Raw genomic sequence first — 20,045 nt, 5'->3', positions numbered from 1 at the left:
TCAGGCCCCGCCCGGCTCGCAGACAAGGCACACCAGGAGTCCATGTCCGGCCGAAATGGTAGCCAATGACGGGTAAAACACGAATTAACAGAGGGACCCCGGTGAAGATTCGCGCCAAAAGAAACCGAAAGGTCTTTAAACCCTGGCGCGACAGACACTCGAGTGTTTGAATGAGCCGACCGTTCACACAAGCGACGCAGCAATGCGCCGAGGGGAAGAGAAACAATGCGCACCTCAAGAAAGACCACTGTAATCCGCGGAGCCGCACTGACGCTCGCGATGGCAGCCATGTCCGTCGCCACCACAGCCGGACCCGCTCACGCAGAAAACGCGCGCGACTACGTCTGCAAAGCGTCCAGTTCCGCCAGCCCCACAGACTCCGGCGGCCGAGACGCCATTGCGACCTCTCGCAACAAGAACAACGGGACCCGTTTCTTCCGGATCGAGTTCGTTGCCGACGGCGAGATCATGCGCGTCGCCAACGTTTCAGTATTTAACCAGGTCGAGTACGAGGCCCACTTCGAGGGCACAGGGAAGAAGTGGTACTGGCTGCTCAACACGGGCGAGACCTACACCGACAACCTCAGCTTGCCCGAGGGACATGCCGTAGCCATCAACGCAGCCCCCACGGTCCCCTTCACCAACTGCGGTACGAACGGCGGCCGGACCTGATCCTCGCCCCGGACAACGGGTAGAAGAACACGGCGGCCAAGAAGCGCAGCTGTTGTGCCTCTTGGCCGCCACAGGCCAGCACCTCCACTCGCGCCCAGAAGTCGAGCCCGGAGGCACGAAGGAGGTGCCGCACCACCGAGCAATGGCAGGGAGCATCTCTTGTTTGAAGCACCATGGAAGCCTCAGCACACGAGGCGACCACTTCGCCGCAGGACCATGAGAATCTACCCTTTTGCCATCCTCGCCACCCTTATGGCAATGAGCGGATGCTCTACAGGCGACAAGCCGAGTAATGATTCCACGGCAAACGAGACCTGCAAGGGCGGGAAATTCGGCTGGGATGTCTCTACCAGTTGGCGACTCACCGTTCTGGATGAAGCCAAAATCGTAGAGGCCGGCTCGGAGATGGTGGCCGATTCCACGCCATTTGAGCCCCGGAAGGCCGAAGCGAAATCCACACAGGGGAAGTTGAGTTCGACAGTTGTATTCGAAGGGCTTGAGAAGCACCTGGGAAAGAAGATAGCGGAGCCAGGAACCAGCACCGCGACCGAGAAGCGCATCATGGGCGCGCGCTTTCCCGAGAGGGGCCAAGGAGTTTACTTCCGCGGCGTCAAACAGGTCTCAGGAACCTACACCCACACCTGCCTTGGCGAAACGAAACAAACCAAAGGGTTTGTTTTCACTTGGGAGACCGAGTCATCCACCACCGGGCTTGCCGACTGCGTACTCGGCCCGGAGGGAAACGCAAAGTCGGAACTCTCCAAGATGGCGATTGCCAGTCGGTGCCCCAAGGGCACGCCGGCCAGGGCTATCCTCAACGAATAGCAGGCGGACCTTAGAAGCTCCGCTTCCGCCTCCCGGTACGAGATTCCGTGACACAGCAGAGGGCGGCACCCCAGGCTTGGCCTGGGGTGCCGCCCTCTGCTGTACTCCTCGCGTAGAAGGACGCGGAATTGAACTGCTAGGCCGCGTGCACGACGTCCCGCTCCTCGGCGAAGTGGCACGCCGACTCGTGCGTGGCGGGCGTGGTTCCGGCGACGAAGCGCTCGGGGATCGCCAGCAGGGGCTCCTCCGTGGCGCAGCGCTCCTCCGCCTTCCAGCACCGGGTGCGGAAGCGGCAGCCCGAGGGCGGGTTCGCCGGTGACGGAACGTCACCGGACAGGATGATCCGGTCGCGTCCCTCACGGGCCGCCGGGTCGGGGACCGGGACCGCCGACAGCAGCGCCTGGGTGTAGGGGTGCGTCGGGTGGTCGTAGATCTGCGTGTCCGTACCGATCTCGGCCATCTTGCCGAGGTACATCACGCCGACCCGGTCGGAGATGTGCCGGACGATGGACAGGTCGTGCGCGATGAAGAGGTAGGACAGGTTGAACTCGTCCTGGAGCTTCTCCATCAGGTTGATGACCTGGGCCTGCACCGACACGTCGAGCGCGGAGACCGGCTCGTCGCAGATGATGATCTCCGGGTTGAGCGCGAGGCCGCGGGCGATGCCGATGCGCTGGCGCTGACCGCCGGAGAACTGGTGCGGATACCGGTTGATGTACTCCGGGTTCAGACCCACGACGTCCAGGAGCTCCTGGACGCGGCGGCGCCGGTCGCCCTTCGGGGCCACCTCGGGGTGGATCTCGAAGGTCTCCCCGATGATGTCGCCGACCGTCATCCGCGGGTTAAGCGAGGTGTACGGGTCCTGGAACACCATCTGGATGTTGCGGCGCACGGCCTTCAGCGCACGGCCGGACAGCTTGGTGATGTCCTGGCCCTTGTAGAAGACCTCGCCGGCGGTGGCCCGCTCCAGCGTCATCAGGAGCTTGGCGACCGTGGACTTGCCACAGCCGGACTCCCCGACGATGCCGAGGGTCTCACCGGCGTACAGGTCGAAGGAGATCCCGTCGACGGCCTTGACCGCGCCGATCTGCTTCTTGAAGAGGATGCCCTGGGTCAGCGGGAAGTGCTTGACCAGGTTCCGCACCTGGAGGATCGGCTCGCCCTGGCTGACGGGCGCGTCGATGGCGGCTACGGCCTCCGCCTCGGTCGCGACGTCCACGGTCTCCACGTCGGAGACGTTCGGGGTGGCGTCCACGGGCTCCTTCTTGAGCTCAGCCATGGATCGTCTCCTTCCAGAAGTGGCACGCGCTGCCGCGGCCGACGAGCTCAAGGCCGTCCTGCTCGGTCACCGGGGCGAGCGGCGGGACGTCCGTGCGGCAGATGTCCTGTGCCTTGGGGCAGCGCGGGCTGAAGGCACAGCCCGCGGGGATACGCGTGAGGTTGGGCGGCAGGCCCTTGATCGCGTAGAGCTCCTGGCCCTTCTGGTCCAGGCGCGGGATCGAGTCCAGCAGGCCCTTGGTGTATGGGTGCGCCGGGCGGCTGTACAGCTCGCCGACCGGGGCCGTCTCCACGATCCGGCCCGCGTACATCACGGCGATCTTGTCCGCGACGTCGGCGACCACGCCGAGGTCGTGGGTGATGAGGATCAGACCCATGTTGTACTCGCGCTGGAGCTCGGCCAGCAGGTCCATGACCTGGGCCTGCACCGTCACGTCGAGCGCGGTGGTCGGCTCGTCCGCGATGATCAGGTCCGGCTCCAGGGCCAGCGCCATGGCGATCATGATGCGCTGGCGCATACCGCCGGAGAACTGGTGCGGGAAGTCCGAGATACGGGCCGCCGCAGCCGGGATCTTGACCTGGTCCATCAGCTCGATGGACTTGGCCTTGGCCGCCTTCTTGGAAAGGCCCTGATGCACGCGGAACATCTCGCCGAGCTGGTAGCCGACGGAGAGGACCGGGTTCAGCGAGGAGAGCGCGTCCTGGAAGATCATCGCGATCTTGCGGCCGCGGACCTTCCGGCGCTCCTCGTTGGACATCTTCAGCATGTCCTGGCCGCGGAAGAGGATCTCGCCCTGCGTGATCTTCCCCGGCGGCATGTCGAGGATGCCCATGATGGTCTGCGCGGTCACGGACTTGCCGGAGCCGGACTCGCCGAGCACCGCGAGCGTCTCGCCGGCGCTGACGGTGTAGTTCACACCGTTGACCGCCTTGGCCACACCGTCGCGGGTGTGGAACTCCACGTGCAGGTCACGGACGTCGAGCAGTGGACCGTCGCCACTCACGGACTCCCGCGGTGCGGGGACGTGAGCCGTCTTGTCGATGGTGGTCACGAACGCCTCCCTCAGCGCATCTTGGGGTCGAGGGCGTTGCGGACCGCATCGCCGAACATCAGGAAGGACAGCACCGTGATCGAGACCATCACCGAGGGGATGATCAGGACGGACGGTACGTTGCGGAGCTGGTCCTTCGCAGCGGACACATCGATGCCCCACGAGACCGTCGGCTCGGCGAGGCCGATACCGAGGAACGACAGGGTGGCCTCGGCGGCGATGTAGCCGCCGAGCGCGATGGTGGCGACCACGATCACCGGAGCGATGGCGTTCGGCAGAATGTGCCGCGTCAGGATCCGGGTGGTGGAGGCGCCGAGCGCCTTGGCGGCGACCACGTAGTCGGCCTGCTTGATCGTGATGACCGAGCCACGGGCGACACGGGCGATGGAGGTCCAGCCGAGGAAGGCCATCGACAGGATGACGACCCAGACCGAGCGCTCCTCGAAGCTGGTCAGGATGACCATGGCACCGACGATGAAGGGGACGCCGAAGAAGACGTCGGTGATCCGGGACAGGATCGTGTCGATCCAGCCGCCGAAGTAGCCGGCGATCATGCCGATGGCCAGACCTGTGATGGTGACCGCGATGGTCACGACCACACCGACGGTGATCGAGGCGCGGGCCCCGTATACGACGCGCGCGTAGATCGAGCGACCCTGGACGTCGTAACCGAGCCAGTCGGGGGCGAAGAAGTTGCCCCAGTTCGGACGCTGCAGGTAGTGCTCGGCCAGGTTGGCATCCCGCGGCGAAGCGCTGGTGAACAGGCTCGGGAAGATCGCCATGGTGGCGAGCAGCAGGATCAGCACCATCGAGATGATGAAGAGAGGGTTGCGACGGAGATCGTGCCAGGCGTCCGACCAGAGGCTGCGCGGCTTGCCGGGCGCGGGCCCGGCGTCCGTGGCGGGCGGCGCGTCGACAGCCGTGGCCGGAGCGTCGGTGCTCTTGAGTGCGGTGGTGTCAGGCATACCGGATCCTCGGGTCCAGGACCGCGTAGAGCAGGTCGACGAGCAGGCTGGCGACGAGATAGACGACGACGAGCAACGTCACGACGCCGACGACGGTCGCGCCCTCACGCTTGCCGAGAGCGTCGAAGACGAGCGATCCGACGCCCTTGATGTTGAAGATGCCCTCGGTCACGATCGCGCCGCCCATCAGGGAGCCGATGTCGGTGCCGAGGAAGGTGACGACTGGGATGAGCGAGTTGCGCATCAGGTGGACGCCGATGACGCGGCGTCGGGGCAGGCCCTTGGCGACAGCCGTACGCATGTAGTCGGCGCGCATGTTCTCGGCGACCGAGGTACGGGTGAGGCGGGCCACGTAGGCGAGTGACAACGACGCCAGCACAACGGCCGGCATGATCAACTCGCCGTTGGTCGGTTCGAGACTAACGCTGGGCTTGGCGATGCCGAGCTGGAACGCGAAGAAGTTCTGGACCAGGAAGCCCAGCACGAAGGACGGCATGGAGATCAGCACCAGCGTCAGACCGAGCAGACCGCGGTCCCGGATGGACTCGGCCTTCAGACCCGCGATGATGCCGAGCGAGATACCGGCGACGACCGTGAAGACGAAGGCGAAGATCGCGAGTCTGACGGTGATCGGGTAAGCGTCGGCAATGACTTCGGCGACCGGACGCTGTGTTCCGATCTGGGTACCGAAGTCGCCCTGGAACAGATTGGCCAGGTAGTTCAGGTACTGCTGCCAGATCGGTTTGTCGAGGCCGTACTCGGCCTTCAGAGCGGCGATCTGCGTAGCGTCTACGTGCTGTTCACCGGCAAGTGCTCTGACGGGGTCGCCGGGCAGTGCGTACATCATCAGGAAGACCAGCAAGGTCGAGCCGATGAAGACCGGGATCATCTGGAGCAGTCGTCGTGCGACATAGCGCCCCATGGGTGCCTCCGTGTGGGGATAACTGCGGCGCGGGGGCCGCCTCTTCGCAGAGACGACCCCCGCGCCTCCGGCCGTGCTGAGGGGCAGCACGGGCGGATGACGGCCAGTTGGGGAATGACCCGCAGGCGTTACTTGGTGGTGACGCCGGTCAGTTCGAGGTCACCGTGGAAGTCGACCTTGACGTTGTCGACGTTCTTGCCGTGGCCGCCGTTGATCGCGTAGTACCAGAGCGGGATGGCGGGCATCTTGTCCACCAGGGCCTTCTCGACCTCCTGGTAGGCGGCGACGGACGCCTCCAGGGAGTCTGCCTTGTCGCCCTTCGCCATCAGCTCGTCGATCTCCTTGTCGGCGAACCGACCGTTGTTCGACTCCGCCTTGGAGTGGTAGAGCTCCTTGAGGAAGTTCACGTTGACGGGGTAGTCGGCCACCCAGCCACCGCGGTAGAAGCCCTTGACCTCGTTGTTGTCACGCGCTTCGAGGTCGGTCGGGAAGTCCGGCTTGGCGTCGCCCACGCAGTCGACCCCGGTGGAGTTGCGGATGGACTCGCAGACAGCGGTCACCCACTCCTTGTGCCCACCGTCGGCGTTGTACTGGATGGAGATCTTGTTCTCCGGGACACCGCCGCCGGCCTTGATGAGCTCCTTGGCCTTGGCCGGGTTGAACTTCAGGATGTCCGAGTCGAGCGTCTGGTTGCCCTTGACCTGCGGGGGCGTGAAGCTCGTCGCCGGGATGCGCGTGCCGTTCAGGACGGTCTTCGTGATCGTGTCACGGTCGATCGCCATGGACAGACCCTGGAGGACCTTGGGGTCGATGTCCTTGAACGTCTTCGAGTAGAACGCCGGGTTCAGCGACTGGATCGCCGCGTACGGCTGGTCGATGGCGCCGTCACCGAGGTCCGTCTTGTACTTCGGGAGGTCACGCGGGCCGACCTGACGGATCATGTCCAGGTTGCCGGAGACGAGATCGGTGTACGCGGCCTCGACGGTCGAGTAGTTCTTGAACTGGATGCCCTTGTTGGCAGCCTTGTTCGGGCCCTGGTACTCGTCCCAGGCCTTGACCTGGATGAGCTTCTTGTGGGTCCACTTCTCGAACGTGTACGGGCCGTTGCCGATCGGCTTCTGGCCGAACGCCTTCGGGTCGTCGTAGAAGACCTTGGGCAGCGGCGCGAACGTCGCGTAACCGAGCTTGTAGTTGAAGTACGGAACCTTGTTGCTCAGCTCGATCGTGAACGTGGTGTCGTCCACGGCCTTGAGGCCCGACATCTCCTTGGACTTGGCCGCACCCTTCTCGGGGTGGACGTCCTCGTAGCCCTTGATGTCGGAGAACCAGAACGCGTTCTGCTGCTTGTTGTCGACGTTGGCGTACCAGTTCCACGCGTCGATGTACGACTGCGCGGTCACGGCCTCACCGTTGTGGAACTTCCAGCCGGCCTTGAGCTTGACGGTCCACGTCTTGGAGTCCTCGGTCTCGACGGACTCGGCGTTCGTGAGAACGATCTCGCCCTTGTCGTCGAAGTCCAGCAGCTGGGTGAACAGCGACTGGATGACGTAGGAGCCGTTGCTCTCGTTCGTGTCGGCCGGCATCAGAGGCTTCTGGGGCTCACCGACGTCGATCGAGACGTAACCGGCGGGCTGGCCCGACGTGTTCTTCTTGCCACCGTCGCTGCTGTCGCTTCCGCCACAGGCAGTCGCGGCCAGGGCGATGACGGCCGCTCCCGCGACCCACTTGGCGCTCTTGGCACCGCGCATGGGTTTCCTCCTCATGAGTCCACTTTTGACTACAAGAGGGGCACTGGAGAGATTCACCGACACCCCTGACGGTGATCGTTCAGTGCCCCGAGTGTGCTCGTGAGTCGGCACTCCCCACAGTGCGTGACCCATTGACCCGAGCTCAATGGAGCCAACTATTGGGTACGGCCGGGCTGTAAACCACACTTAAAGGGTCTCGGTTTGACAACATCAGCACCCTCTGCGTGCCCGAAATCCGGACAAAGCGATCCCAGACAGACACGCCCGAAACGGACTGTTAACACATGTTCCGGAGAGCGACCCCCGATATCCGGACACCTCGGTCAGAAAAAGAGATTGACGCAGGCCCGGCCCATCACAGTGTCCGTGGTGGGCCGGGCCTTCTGTCAATGCCCACGCCGACGGACCGTCCGGCGGGCCCCCGGGGATCACGGAGCGCCTCCCCATACGGAGTGTGCGGCTCCGGGCCGATCGGAGGCTCTGGGGCCCTGGGACCGCCCGGTCTTCCCCGGAGCCCCCGGCGGGCCCCGGAGGGCCACACAGGTCCGCCCGGAAGCCCTCGGGGGGCGTCCGGGCGGTCCTCGGGGCCCATGGGGCCACGTGTCAGCCGTGTACGGGCCCGGCGTCGGCCTGTCGGGCCGGCGTCAGCCGTGCTTGGCGCGCGAGGCCGTGCGGCCGCGCTGCTTGGCGTCCAGGACGACCTTGCGGATGCGCACGGTCTCCGGGGTCACCTCGATGCACTCGTCCTCGCGGCAGAATTCCAGGGACTGCTCCAGCGACAGCTTGCGGGCCGGGACCACGTTCTCCGTGGTGTCCGCGGAGGCCGCACGCATGTTGGTGAGCTTCTTCTCCTTGGTGATGTTCACGTCCATGTCGTCGGCGCGGGAGTTCTCGCCGACGATCATGCCCTCGTAGACCTCGGTGCCGGCCTCGGTGAAGATGACACCGCGCTCCTGGAGGTTGACCATCGCGAACGGCGTGACGGAGCCCGAGCGGTCGGCCACGAGCGAGCCGTTGTGACGGGTGCGCAGCTCGCCGAACCACGGCTCGTGGCCCTCGAAGATCGAGTGCGCGATGCCGGTGCCGCGGGTCTGTGTCAGGAACTCCGTACGGAAGCCGATGAGGCCGCGGGAGGGAACGATCCACTCCATGCGGACCCAGCCCGAACCGTGGTTCGTCATGGTCTCCATACGGCCCTTGCGGGTCGCCATGAGCTGCGTGATGGCGCCGAGGTGCTCCTCCGGCGAGTCGATCGTCATACGCTCGATCGGCTCGTGGGTCTTGCCGTCGATCTGCTTGGTGACGACCTCGGGCTTGCCGACGGTCAGCTCGAAGCCCTCGCGGCGCATCTGCTCGACCAGGATGGCGAGCGCGAGCTCACCGCGGCCCTGGACCTCCCAGGCGTCGGGGCGCTCGGTGTCCAGGACGCGGAGCGAGACGTTGCCGATCAGCTCGCGGTCGAGGCGGTCCTTCACCTGGCGGGCGGTGACCTTGTGGCCCTTGCCGCCCTTGCCGACGAGCGGCGAGGTGTTGGTGCCGATGGTCATCGAGATGGCCGGCTCGTCGACTGTGATCAGCGGGAGCGCGATCGGGTTCTCGGGGTCGGCCAGGGTCTCGCCGATCATGATGTCCGGGAATCCGGCGACGGCGCAGATGTCGCCCGGGCCCGCCACCTCGGCCGGCTTGCGGGTGAGCGCCTCGGTCATCATCAGCTCGGTGATGCGGACGTTGGACATGGTGCCGTCGCGCTTGATCCAGGTGACCGTCTGGCCCTTGCGCAGCTCGCCCTGCTCGACGCGGCAGAGCGCGATACGGCCGAGGAAGTTGTCGGCGTCCAGGTTGGTGACGTGGGCCTGGAGCGGCGCGTCGGCGTCGAACTCCGGGGCCGGGACGTGCGACAGGATGGTGTTGAAGAACGGCTCCAGGTTCTCGCTGTCCGGCGGGACGGTGCCGTCCTCGGGCTTGGTCAGCGAGGCGACGCCGTCACGGGCGCAGGCGTAGACGATCGGGAACTCGATCTGGTCCTCGTCCGCGTCCAGGTCCAGGAACAGGTCGTACGTCTCGTCGACGACCTCGGCGATCCGGGAGTCCGGGCGGTCCGTCTTGTTGATGCACAGGATGACCGGCATCTTCGCGGCCAGCGCCTTGCGCAGCACGAAGCGGGTCTGGGGCAGCGGGCCCTCGGAGGCGTCGACGAGCAGCACGACCGCGTCCACCATCGACAGACCGCGCTCGACCTCGCCGCCGAAGTCGGCGTGGCCGGGGGTGTCGATGATGTTGATCGTGATCGGGTCCCCGCCGTCCTTGGGGTGATACTTCACCGCCGTGTTCTTGGCGAGGATCGTGATGCCCTTCTCACGCTCCAGGTCGTTCGAGTCCATCATGCGGTCGTCGAGGTGCTCGGCGGCGTGGGCGGCGAACGCTCCGGCCTGCTTGAGCATGGCGTCGACCAGCGTGGTCTTGCCGTGGTCGACGTGGGCGACGATGGCTACGTTACGGATGTCGTGGCGCGTGGGCATGGGTGGCTTGCGCTTCTCTCGGATCGTGGGATCAGGCGTCTCAGTCGGTCTTCGAGTCCTCGTACGCCCGCCGGGCGGCACGCCACGGCTCGTCCCATCGTACGGGCCCGGGGCCCACCGGGCTTCCCGGACCGATCCGCGGACGCGGTCTTCCCGTGTGATTCAGGCGATATTCAGCCGCTGTCAAGGGTCTGCCGGGCCATGGGAGTGGCCGGATTCGGGCGGAGCTGCGTGGGGGGTGAGGAGCGGTGAAGCGATGAACGGCCCGGGTCAGGGCAGACACCACACTGCCCGCCGGCGGAACCGGCGGGCAAGGGTTTTGAGGTGCATCTGAGCTTGGCGGCGCGGGGGTGTGGTATTTGGCGGCTACTTCTTGCGGTCTGCGGAGGAACCGGCCGCTTGCCGGTTCTTGAACCCGATGTCCTGGTACCGGGGGGCCGCGAAGCCGAACGCCCCGACGTTCGCGAGCTTCTTGTCGACCGCGACCAGCTGCGGGCGCTGGAAGAGCGGAATCGATCCGGCGGCGGCCCAGATCCGGGCGTCCGCCTGCTTCATCAGCTCCCGTGCGGCCTTCTCGTCGAGTTCGGCCGCGGCCTGGTCGAAGAGCTGGTCGATGTGGTCGGTGCCGACCCGGGTGTAGTTCTGCTCCACGAGGAGCGATCCGTCGGTGGCGGGCTCCGGCTTGGCGTAGATCGGGCGGCCGTCGGTGGCCGGGTAGGCGGTGGCGGGCCAGGAGTAGAGCGCCAGGTCGTAGACGCCGGAGGCGACGTGGTCCTTGAAGTAGCTCTCGTCGGGGACCTTGATGATCTCCGTGCCGATGCCGATCTTCTCCAGCATCACCGCGATCTTGTCGCCGACGCTGCGCAGCGACTGGGAGCCGGGCCCGGAGGGGAGCACGAAGCGCAGGGTCAGCGCCTTGCCGTCCTTGCCGAGCTGTCCCTTGGCCGCGGCGGGGGCCGGGGCGGCGGTGCCGACGGGGGCGTACGCTCCGGCGGCACCCCCGGGCTGCTTGTCCTGGGCGGCGACGGCGCCGTCCTCGCCGAGGGCGCCTGCCTGCCGGAGCAGGGCGGCGCTCTGGCCGGCGGCCGTCCGGGCGGGGGCCAGTACGTGGACGGCGGAGGCGCCACCGGTGGAGACGGCCTGCGCGGGGGCGTGGGAGCCGGGCTTGTTGTCCTGTCCGACGATGTAGAGGCCCTCGTCGCGGGAGGCCGCGCTGTCCTCGGAGGCCCGGTCGGCCTTCTCGCGCCCGGCCGCGGAGTCCTCGCCGTCCTTCTCCGCCTTCTTCCCGCCCGTGTCCTCGGCGTCCTGACCGGCCTTCTCCTCCGTACCCTGACCGGCCTCCTCGCTCTTCGCCTTCTTGTCGCTCTTCGTGCCCTCGGCGTCGCTCCCGTCGCCCTCGCCGCCCTTGTCCCCTTCGTCCTCCTCCTTCTTCTCCGCCTCGCTGCCCGCCTTGGTGTCCTTGGGCGGCTGCACCGCGCCGCCGCGCGTCCAGCCGGCGTCCGCCAGCAGGGCCTGGGCCTCCTTGGTGTTCTGGTCGCCGAGCGCCCCGCTGCCGTCCTTGTAGCCGGGCTGCCCCTCCAGGGCGAGGTGGCTGCCGAGCGGCTTCGCCGGAAGACCCAGCGGCCCCAGCACCGTCCGGGCCAGTTCCTCGCGGTCCAGGGCGCGGGCCACGGCCCGCCGGACCCGGTCGTCGGCGAGGGGGCCGGACTCACCGTTCAGCGCGAGCTGGGTGTAGGCGGGCTCCAGGGACTTGCGGACGGCGAAGTCGCGCAGGGCCTTCTGCTCCGCGGTGTACGCGACGACGGCCTTGCGGTTCTTCTCCCGGGCGGCCTGCGCGATCTCCGCGGCCTCCTCGTCGGAGCCGTGCGCCAGGGCCCAGGAGCGCAGGGCAGCGGCTGGCGTGGTCGCGGAGCCGGGGCCGTGGGCGAGCGGCTGGCCGTTGCTGCCCCGGTCGCGGCGGGCGAGCGTGACGCGGTCGGCGGTGGCCGCGTCGATGTCGGCGACGTCCACCGTGCCGTCGGCGAGGGCCTCGGTGCGGTCCTCGGCGGCGACCGCCCGGAAGACGAGGGTGTCCAGCTTGGCCTTGTCGCCCCACCAGCGCGGGCTGCGGGCCAGGGTGACGGTGCCCTGGGACTTGCTGACGCCGCGCAGGACGAAGGGCCCGGCGGTGTTCTTCAGGGTGGTGCGCGCGCCGTCGTTGAAGGCGTCCGGCGTGCCGGTGATCTCCTTGGGGTAGAGCGGCGAGAAGAGCGAGCGCCAGTCCGCGTACGGCTTGGAGAACGTGACCCGCACCTGGAGGTCGTCCGCGCCCCGCTCGATCGTGTCGATCCGCTCGTAGCCGGAGTTGCGGGCGGTCCAGAACGCGGAGTCCTTGCCCCTGAGCGCCCGCCACTGAGCGACGAAGTCGGGGGCCCCGATCTCCCGCCCGTCGCTCCACACCGCCTGCTGGTTGAGCTTGTAGAGCACGACCTGCTTCGGCTCGCGCTCGATGATCTTCGCGGACTCCAGGTAGTCCGGGTTGAGCTTCGGCCGCCCGGACTCGTCCATCGGGAAGAGGGTCGGGAGGAGGGCTCCGGTGATCCGGGTGGTGGCGCTGTCCGCGTCCGCCTGGAAGGCGTTGAAGGTGGCGGGCAGCGCGTCGACCGCCCAGTTCACCGTCGAACCGTCGGCGACCGCCGGGCGGGCGGTGCGCGCGATGTCCTGGGGCACGCCCCGGGAGGTCTCCTCGCCGTCGGAGCTGCATCCGGCCAGCGCCGGGATCGTGAGCACCCCCGCCGTGAGGAGCGCGAGCGATCGGCGCTTTCGGACCGTCCCGCGCGGGACGCCGACGTGGGACATGGCTGATACCTCCGGGGCCGGACCGGACCACCCCGTACCGGAATGGACCGGATAGTACGTACGTGGTGGCATTTGCAGTTGATCACACTGATTCCTCCCACCCACTGAAACGCCCCCTCGCGCGAGGGGGCGCAGACACGGCGGACGGCGGCCGCAAGCTCACCCGGCCGGAGGAACGTTTCGCTCCAGCGGGCCGACCGACTCCGGGCGCACGTTCGGCGCGGCTCCGGGCGGCCTTGCTCCCCCCGCGGCCCACGATCTAGGGTGAATGCGCTTTCACGGGCCTCGTGATCGCATCGGCGGGCGAGCGAGTCGCCGGCCCGGTACCAGCACACGCGCCCGGCGCGGCGCTACGAAAGAAGAAGCGGACGGTCGGTCGAGTGAGCGCCCCCACGGTGTACGACGTCGCCGAGCGGTCGGGCGTCTCCATTGCCACGGTCTCCCGGGTCTACCGGAACCCCGATTCCGTACGCGCCCAGACCCGCGAGAAGGTCATGGAGGCGGCCCGCGAGCTGGGGTACGTGCCGTCCGGCAGCGCCCGGGGCCTGGCCAGCCGGACGACCGGCGTGCTCGGGCTGTGCTTCCCGGACTACGCGGACCCGGACGCCGAGACCGCCGCGGCGGCGAGCGACGCGGACGACGACCAGGCCGTCATGCTCTACTCCGACCAGATCATCCGGGGCATGGAACGGGCGGCCCGGCGGCACGGCTACGCCCTGCTGATCGCCGCCTCGCTGGACGGCGGGCCGGAGAGCCTGGTGGCGAAGGTGGCGGGGCGGGTCGACGGGTTCGCCGTACTGGCGCGGACCGTGCCGACCGAGGACCTGGAGGTGATATCGCGCCGGCTGCCCGTGGTGATGCTCGCCGGACCACGCGAGATCGACCACCTGGACCACATCGTGGTGGCCAACACCGAGGGCGAGCGGGAGCTGACCCGCCACCTCATCGAGGACCACGGGCTGCGGAGGCTGGCGTTCATCGGCGGCGAGGAGAACTCACCGGACGCCGAGGCCCGGTTCCGGGGCTTCCAGGAGGGGTGCCGGGACGCGGGTCTTCCGGTTCCCTCCCGGCCGGAGCTGCGCGCCGGGATGATGACGCAGGCCGAGGGCGCGCTGGCGGCGGGCACCCTGCTGGACCGGTCGGAGGGTACGGGGGTGGAGCGGCCGGAGGCGATGCTGTTCGCCAACGACCAGATGGCGGTCGGCGCGCTCCAGGCGCTGGAGCGGCGCGGAGTGCGGGTGCCCGAGGACATCGCCGTGACCGGGTTCGACGGGATCCCGCTGAGCCGGATCGTCCGCCCGCCCCTGACGACCGTCCGGCAGCCGATCCGGCAGCTGGGCGAGCAGGCGGTGGAGCTGCTGGTGCAACGCCTGGCGGACCCGGGCCGCGCCCCGGTCTCGCTGGAACTGCCGGTCTCCGTGACCCGCCGCGCGAGCTGCGGCTGCGGCTGAGCGGCCCCGGCCACGGCGAGTGGCACGGGACCCTCGGGCACCAGCTCCCGCCGGACGGCGGGATCGAGCACGACTCACCGGCTTCGCACGGCATGCCTGGGCGTCAGGGCCAGAACAGCTTGACCTCATCCGAGGCCTGGCGCGCCTCAGGCACCAGCGGCTCGACCACTGTGTACCCAAGACCGCGCAGAACCTGGGCGGCAGCGTCAGGGGCATCCCTGACTGCCGTCTTCAGCTGCATCAGCCGCCAGCTGCGCAGATGTTCATCGATCACGGTCTTCCAGCCGTCGACCGTGTCAATCGCGAACTCCCGCTTCAGGAAGAGCAACACGTCCTCCAGTGCCGGACGCATCCTGTGCCCGCCAACCGGCAAGTGCAGTTCCGCCAAACGCGGAAGTCTGTTGAACCTCTGCTTCGGGCGCCCCTTCTCCGCCAGCCGCAGAAGGTAGGCGACCTCATCGCGGTGCGCGTGCACCTGCACGTGAGCACCCGGCGGCTCCTTGCTCCGCCGAACGTATTCAAAGCGGAACAACGGGTCGGGGCTCCCGGCGTAGAAGACGTGGACGTCGGCCTGATCGGTAGCCATGAACGTGCTGGACCCGTCCCAACAGCAGTAGAACCGGACCATGAGGCTGAGACGCTGCTCCCCACCGATGCTGACCGGGATTCGCTGAAGGACTTCGTCCTCCCGTATCGGCGAGACCCTGATCTTGGAACCCATGTTGATCGCATGAAACCGCGGGGTGTCCTCGCCGAGGACACCCCGCGTCAGGGCAGTCAGTTGGTCAGCGAAATCCGCCGCCGATACGTCGAGGGCCTTGGCCTCTTCAGCAGTCACCTTCGAGAAGGTAGTCGAGACCTTCGATCGTGTGCCACACGTCCAGCTCGTTCATGCTGAGGCTGTAGGTGGCAGCGCGTTCCGCGAGCTCGTCGTAGGTCATGTTCACGCTCGCCAGTAGCTGCTCACGCTGGGCCTCAAGCTCGCTGCGCGTCCTATGGATCACAGTCGGCATAACTCGCTCCCTGGGTTTGATGGCCACAGTCAAGCAGGGACCACTGACAGCTGCGTTACCTCTCCAGGGCAAAGTCACCCACAAGAGCCGAACTTTCCGCAACCCGTAACTCCCGTCATCCGCAATTCGGCGGGGAGCGGACGGGTGATCCGGCAGAGGCGACTGCGTCGCCATGCCAGGAGCGGAGACACGCCCCTCACGGTCGCGGCCCACATCTGACGGCCGTAACCGACGACGCACCAGACCATGAGCCGGCCGGGCCCACCGGGCTTCCGGGCCGCTCAGGCCACTGGATCAGCCCACCGCCGTCAGCCGCTCCCCGAAGAACCGCGTCCGGTTCGCGTCCAGCTCCGCCGCCTCGGCCACCATGCCCCGGTACGCGAAGTGCCCCGCCGTCAGCACCTGGAGCTCGCGCTCGCCGGCCAGCGCGTTGTACACGGCGAACTGCCCGGGCGGCGGCACGGAAGGGTCGAACAGCGCGGCCGCGACCAGCGTGGGCAGCGTCAGCCGGGTCGCCGCCGTCGCCGCGTCGAAGTAGCGGAGGACCTCCGTGACCTCGGGGTGCTCGCGGTGGTGCGCCCGGACCGCCTCGCCGCTGCCCGCGCAGGGCAGGGTCAGCCGCAGCGGGTGGTTGCCGAAGGTGGGGACCGTGAGCTGGGCCGCGCCGAAGCGGTCGTCCCAGGGCAGTGCGAGGGCCCCGAGCCCGCCGCCGAAGCTCTCGCCCAGGTAGCCGAGGCGGGGCCCGCCGGACTGCCCGGCCGCCGCCAGCTCCGGTACCAGTGCGGTGAGCGCGGAGGCGGCGCACCACAGGTCGGCCGCGCAGTCACCGATGACGTACGACTCGCGGGAGCCGATGCCGTGCAGGACGTGCGCGTCGGCCAGGTCCGGAATGGAGCCGACCAGGCCCCGCTCCCCCATGCCCCGTACGCACGGCAGGATCACCGCGGCCCCGGGCAGCGGCGCCGGAAGGTCGCGGCCGGGCGCCTGGCGGCCGCCGTAACCGTGCCCGACGACGAATCCGTACCGCACGGGTCCCCCGGCGGGCAGGGCGAGCCAGCCGCCGAGCCGGACGCCGCCCACGGAGGTGTAGGTCACGCCGTGGATCCGGAGGCCGTCGCGCTCCTCCTCGACCGGGCCGAGGACCGGGCGCGTGTCGACGGCGAGGGCTCGCGCGTACCGGCCCCGCCAGAAGGCGTCGAAGTCGCCGGGGGCGGACGGGGCGGGGACGCCCAGCAGGGCGTCCGGCACGTCGTACCCGTAGGCCGGATCGAACGGGAAGTCGTGGGAGAGGGCGACGGATGAGGCCATGCCGCGAGGGTAGACGCCGACCATGCCGACGCCACGCGTGCCCCTGGCGCCGGTCCCGGCGTCGGCCCGGCATCGGGGTTGACGACGAATCGGTCACATCGCCTGTTCTTCCACAAACAGTGCGTTTACGGTTCAACCACAAGGCGCCAGGGTGTCGAGCACGTTGCACGAGTGTGACCCAGCACCCTCTTGCGGATTCCCGAACGACTGGCGCAGAGTGATGTATGCGCTTACAGGCAGCGCATACATCGCGCAGCATCCGGATTGCTCAAGGAGGAGCCCTCCCATGTCCCGCATCGCCAGAACCGCTCCCGCCGGCATAGCGCTCGCGCTCGCCGTGACCCTTTCCGCCTGCGGCTCCTCCGGCGGCGACGTCGCGGCGGACGAGAAGCAGACGCTCACCGTGTGGGCCATGGGGGCCGAGGGCGAGAAGCTCGCCGACGTGGCCGAGGTCTACGAGAAGGCCAACCCGAACATCACGGTGAAGGTGACCCCGATCGGCTGGGACGTCGCCCACCAGAAGCTCGTCTCGGCAGCGGCGGCGGGCACCCTGCCCGACGTGGCGCAGATGGGCGGCACCTACATGGGCGAGTTCTCCGAGCTCGGCGTTCTGGAGCCGGTGGACACCGAGGTCTTCGACAAGAAGGACTTCTTCCCGGCGGGCTGGGAGCAGGGCGAGGTGGACGGCACCGCCTACGGCGTGCCGTGGTACGTCGACACCCGGGTCCTCTACTACCGCACGGACCTGGCCGAGAAGGCCGGCGTCACCGAGGCCCCGACCGACTGGAAGGGCCTGAAGGGCCTGGCGACCGCGTACCAGGAGAAGGCCGGTACGAAGTGGGGGCTGTCCATCCAGCCCAGCGGCCTGGACACCGTGCAGAACTTCTCCTCCTTCCTCTACTCGGCCGGCGGCGAGATCGTCAACGACAAGGGCGAGGCCGTCGTCGACAGCCCGGAGGCGGTCAAGGCGCTGAAGGAGTACGGCTCGTACTTCGACAAGGGCCTCTCCAACAAGTCCGTGCAGCCCGGCTACGACGTGGTGAAGGACTTCGGCAACGGCCGGGTCCCGATGTTCTTCGGCGGCCCCTGGCACGTGACGCTCCTCAACGAGGGCCAGCCGCAGATCAAGGGCAAGTGGGCCATAGCGAACGTTCCGGCGGACGCCTCCTCCACCTCCATGGCCGGCGGTTCCTCCCTCGTCGTCTCCAAGGACAGCGAGCACAAGGCCGCGGCCACCGAGTTCATCAAGTACCTGACCGACACCAAGGGCCAGTCCGACTGGTACGAGCGGACGAAGGACCTGCCCGCCAACACCTCCGCGTGGGAGTCCGGGACGCTCGCCGACGACGCCGACCTCCAGATCTTCAAGAAGCAGATGGACACCGCCAAGTCCTCGCCGTCCCTGGCCAACTGGTCCGAGATCACCGACAAGGTGGACCAGGCCATCGCCAAGGTGACGCAGGGCAAGGCTTCCGCCGAGGACGCGCTGAAGACCGCGCAGTCCGAGATCGAAGGCCTCGTGAAGCAGTAGCCATGAGCACCACGACCGAGAAGGCCCGAGGGCCCCGGAAGGCCGGGGCCGCACCGTCCCCGGCCGCCGGGGGCAGCCGGGGCCGTAAGCCGTCGATGGGCGTGCAGAACGCGGCGGGCTGGCTGTTCTCCACCCCGTTCCTCGTCCTGTTCACCGTCTTCATGGCGTTCCCGATCCTCGCCACGCTGGTGATGAGCTTCACCGACTTCGGGCTGCGCAACGTGACGCGCCCGTGGGAAGCGGAGTTCATCGGGTTCGAGAACTACGTCAACCTCTTCGGTGACGAGAAGTTCCTCAAGTCCCTCTTCAACACGGGGTACTTCGTCGTCATCGGCGTGCCGCTGACCATCGGCATCGGGCTGGTCGTCGCCGTTCTGCTGAACAACGGCATCGACCGGGCGCGGACCTTCTTCCGGGTCGGCTTCTACGCCCCGGTGGTCACCACCATCGTCGCGGTGGCCGTCGTCTGGCGGTTCGTCCTCGATCCGAGCGACGGGCTGATCGCGGGGCTCTTCTCCGAAGTGGGCTGGACCGCACCGGACTTCCTCGGCTCCGAGACGCTGGCGATGCCGTCGCTGATCGTCATGGCGGTCTGGCGGAACGTCGGCACGGTGATGGTGCTGTTCATCGCGGGCCTCCAGGCGATCCCCACCGAGGTGCGGGAGGCCGCGAAGCTCGACGGCGCGAGCGTCTGGCAGGAGTTCCGGTCCATCACGATCCCGCTCCTGCGACCGACCGTCCTCTACGCCACCGTGATCACGACGATCGGCTACCTCAACGTGTTCGAGGAGCCGTTCGTGATGACCCAGGGCGGTCCGTCCGACTCGACCCTCACGGTCTCGCTGAACATGTACCGCGAAGGGTTCAACTTCTTCCACATGGGCTACGCGAGCGCCATGGCGTACGTCCTCTTCGTGGTGATCATGGGCATCACGGTGCTCCAGCTCCGACTGCTGAAGGACAACACGAAATGAGCGCCACCAGCAGCAAGGCACCGGTCGAGCCGCTGAAGTCCCGGGCCCCGAAGCAGCGGAGCGCCTCGCGCCCCGTCGTGTACACCCTGCTCTCGCTCGGCCTGCTGGTCATGTCGGCGCCCTTCCTCTGGATGGGGCTCTCCGCCTTCAAGACGCAGAGCGAGCTGTCGGCCAGCCCGCCGGTGTGGATCCCCACCGAGTGGACCCTGGAGAACTTCCGGCAGCTGCTCGACAAGCTGGACCTGCCGCTGTACTTCATGAACTCCGTGATCGTGGCGGTCCTGGTGACCGTCTCGAACCTGGTCTTCTGCTCGATGCTCGGCTACGCCCTGGCCAAGCTGAACTTCGTCGGCCGCAACAAGATCTTCGGCCTGGTGCTGGGCGCGCTGATGGTGCCCGGCAACCTGATGCTGCTGCCGCTGTTCGTGCTGATGAGCAAGCTCCAGCTGATCGACAGCTACGCGGGTCTGGTGCTGCCGTTCGCCGCCGGGGCGTTCGGGGTCTTCCTGATGCGCCAGTTCATGCAGTCGATCCCGGACGAGCTGCTGGAGGCGGCCCGGATGGACGGCGCGAGCGAGTGGTACATCTTCTGGCGGATCGTGATGCCGCTGGTGAAGCCCGCCCTCGCGACCCTGTCGATCTTCACGTTCCTGGGTTCCTGGAACAACTTCGTCTGGCCGCTGATCGCGACCAACGACCCCGACAAATACACCCTCCCGGTGGCCCTGGCGACCTTCGCCACCGACCCCAACAAGGCCGGCGGCTCCAACGGGATGCTGATGGCCGGGGCCTTCCTGATCGTGCTGCCGGTGCTGGTCGTCTTCATCGCACTGCAACGGCACTTCACGCAGGGCATCGCCACGGCGGGCATGAAGTAACGCGTCCGCCCGGGCACTTCACGTACGAGGCCGCACCCCACCCCGTTGTCACCGAGCGCGGCCACACCCCT

The 20,045-nt window shown here is 67.8% G+C and carries 16 protein-coding genes; 6 read left to right on the top strand and 10 right to left on the bottom strand.

Features of this window, described 5'->3' with window-relative positions:
* Positions 1–288 precede the first annotated feature (288 nt).
* Together OG245_RS25270 and OG245_RS25265 are read left to right on the top strand one after the other, a co-directional pair.
* Positions 289–672 carry a hypothetical protein gene (locus OG245_RS25270; RefSeq protein WP_371625734.1) on the top strand — a complete coding sequence of 128 codons (384 nt, stop codon included), beginning with the start codon at positions 289–291 and terminating at the stop codon, positions 670–672.
* Between the two features lie 216 nt (positions 673–888).
* Positions 889–1,497 carry a hypothetical protein gene (locus tag OG245_RS25265; RefSeq protein WP_371625733.1) on the top strand — a complete coding sequence of 203 codons (609 nt, stop codon included), beginning with the start codon at positions 889–891 and terminating at the stop codon, positions 1,495–1,497.
* A 136-nt stretch (positions 1,498–1,633) separates the two neighbouring features.
* On the opposite strand, the gene OG245_RS25260 is transcribed toward OG245_RS25265, so the two are convergent.
* The 7 genes from OG245_RS25260 to OG245_RS25230 all read right to left on the bottom strand — a co-directional run bounded on the left by OG245_RS25260 (position 1,634) and on the right by OG245_RS25230 (position 12,819).
* Positions 1,634–2,776: an ABC transporter ATP-binding protein gene (locus OG245_RS25260; RefSeq protein WP_371625732.1), complete on the bottom strand. Its 1,143-nt coding sequence runs from the start codon at positions 2,774–2,776 to the stop codon at positions 1,634–1,636.
* A complete protein-coding gene (locus OG245_RS25255; RefSeq protein ID WP_371625731.1) occupies positions 2,769–3,827 on the bottom strand; it encodes an ABC transporter ATP-binding protein in 1,059 nt (352 codons plus the stop codon). Before OG245_RS25255 ends, OG245_RS25260 begins: the two co-directional genes overlap by 8 nt.
* A gap of 11 nt (positions 3,828–3,838) precedes the next feature.
* On the bottom strand, positions 3,839–4,792 hold the full coding sequence (locus tag OG245_RS25250) for an ABC transporter permease (protein WP_371625730.1): 954 nt from the start codon (positions 4,790–4,792) through the stop codon (positions 3,839–3,841).
* On the bottom strand, positions 4,785–5,714 hold the full coding sequence (locus tag OG245_RS25245) for an ABC transporter permease (RefSeq protein WP_371625729.1): 930 nt from the start codon (positions 5,712–5,714) through the stop codon (positions 4,785–4,787). The genes OG245_RS25250 and OG245_RS25245 overlap by 8 nt, the downstream gene beginning before the upstream one ends.
* Before the next feature lie 128 nt (positions 5,715–5,842).
* Positions 5,843–7,462, bottom strand: coding sequence for an ABC transporter substrate-binding protein (locus OG245_RS25240; RefSeq protein ID WP_371625728.1), 1,620 nt, complete (start codon positions 7,460–7,462; stop codon positions 5,843–5,845).
* A gap of 644 nt (positions 7,463–8,106) precedes the next feature.
* Complete coding sequence (typA, locus tag OG245_RS25235; RefSeq protein WP_371625727.1) at positions 8,107–9,981, bottom strand: translational GTPase TypA; 1,875 nt, start codon at positions 9,979–9,981, stop codon at positions 8,107–8,109.
* Positions 9,982–10,347: 366 nt separating this feature from the next.
* Positions 10,348–12,819, bottom strand: a complete 2,472-nt coding sequence (locus OG245_RS25230) for an ABC transporter substrate-binding protein (RefSeq protein ID WP_371625726.1) — start codon at positions 12,817–12,819, stop codon at positions 10,348–10,350.
* A 380-nt stretch (positions 12,820–13,199) separates the two neighbouring features.
* On the opposite strand from OG245_RS25230, the gene OG245_RS25225 reads away from it, so the two are divergent.
* Positions 13,200–14,270, top strand: coding sequence for a LacI family DNA-binding transcriptional regulator (locus OG245_RS25225; RefSeq protein ID WP_371625725.1), 1,071 nt, complete (start codon positions 13,200–13,202; stop codon positions 14,268–14,270).
* A 103-nt stretch (positions 14,271–14,373) separates the two neighbouring features.
* Here OG245_RS25225 and OG245_RS25220 read toward each other — a convergent pair whose 3' ends face one another.
* The 3 genes from OG245_RS25220 to OG245_RS25210 form a co-directional block, all read right to left on the bottom strand.
* Positions 14,374–15,108, bottom strand: a complete 735-nt coding sequence (locus OG245_RS25220) for a hypothetical protein (protein ID WP_371625724.1) — start codon at positions 15,106–15,108, stop codon at positions 14,374–14,376.
* Positions 15,098–15,283 carry a hypothetical protein gene (locus OG245_RS25215; protein WP_032793318.1) on the bottom strand — a complete coding sequence of 62 codons (186 nt, stop codon included), beginning with the start codon at positions 15,281–15,283 and terminating at the stop codon, positions 15,098–15,100. The genes OG245_RS25220 and OG245_RS25215 overlap by 11 nt, the downstream gene beginning before the upstream one ends.
* Before the next feature lie 294 nt (positions 15,284–15,577).
* Positions 15,578–16,591, bottom strand: a complete 1,014-nt coding sequence (locus tag OG245_RS25210; protein ID WP_371625723.1) for an acetylxylan esterase — start codon at positions 16,589–16,591, stop codon at positions 15,578–15,580.
* 286 nt (positions 16,592–16,877) lie between these two features.
* Between OG245_RS25210 and OG245_RS25205 the strand changes: the two genes are divergently transcribed.
* The 3 genes from OG245_RS25205 to OG245_RS25195 are packed head-to-tail and all read left to right on the top strand — an operon-like array spanning position 16,878 to position 19,974.
* A complete protein-coding gene (locus OG245_RS25205) occupies positions 16,878–18,122 on the top strand; it encodes a sugar ABC transporter substrate-binding protein (RefSeq protein WP_371625722.1) in 1,245 nt (414 codons plus the stop codon).
* 2 nt (positions 18,123–18,124) lie between these two features.
* On the top strand, positions 18,125–19,096 hold the full coding sequence (locus OG245_RS25200) for a carbohydrate ABC transporter permease (RefSeq protein ID WP_371625721.1): 972 nt from the start codon (positions 18,125–18,127) through the stop codon (positions 19,094–19,096).
* Positions 19,093–19,974: a carbohydrate ABC transporter permease gene (locus OG245_RS25195; RefSeq protein WP_371625720.1), complete on the top strand. Its 882-nt coding sequence runs from the start codon at positions 19,093–19,095 to the stop codon at positions 19,972–19,974. Before OG245_RS25200 ends, OG245_RS25195 begins: the two co-directional genes overlap by 4 nt.
* The last annotated feature ends 71 nt before the right edge of the window (positions 19,975–20,045 follow it).

It is taken from the genome of Streptomyces sp. NBC_01116 (assembly GCF_041435495.1).
Classification (GTDB): Bacteria; Actinomycetota; Actinomycetes; order Streptomycetales; family Streptomycetaceae; genus Streptomyces.
Note: the sequence above shows the minus strand (reverse complement) of the source record. Positions and strands in the feature narration are given on the sequence as shown.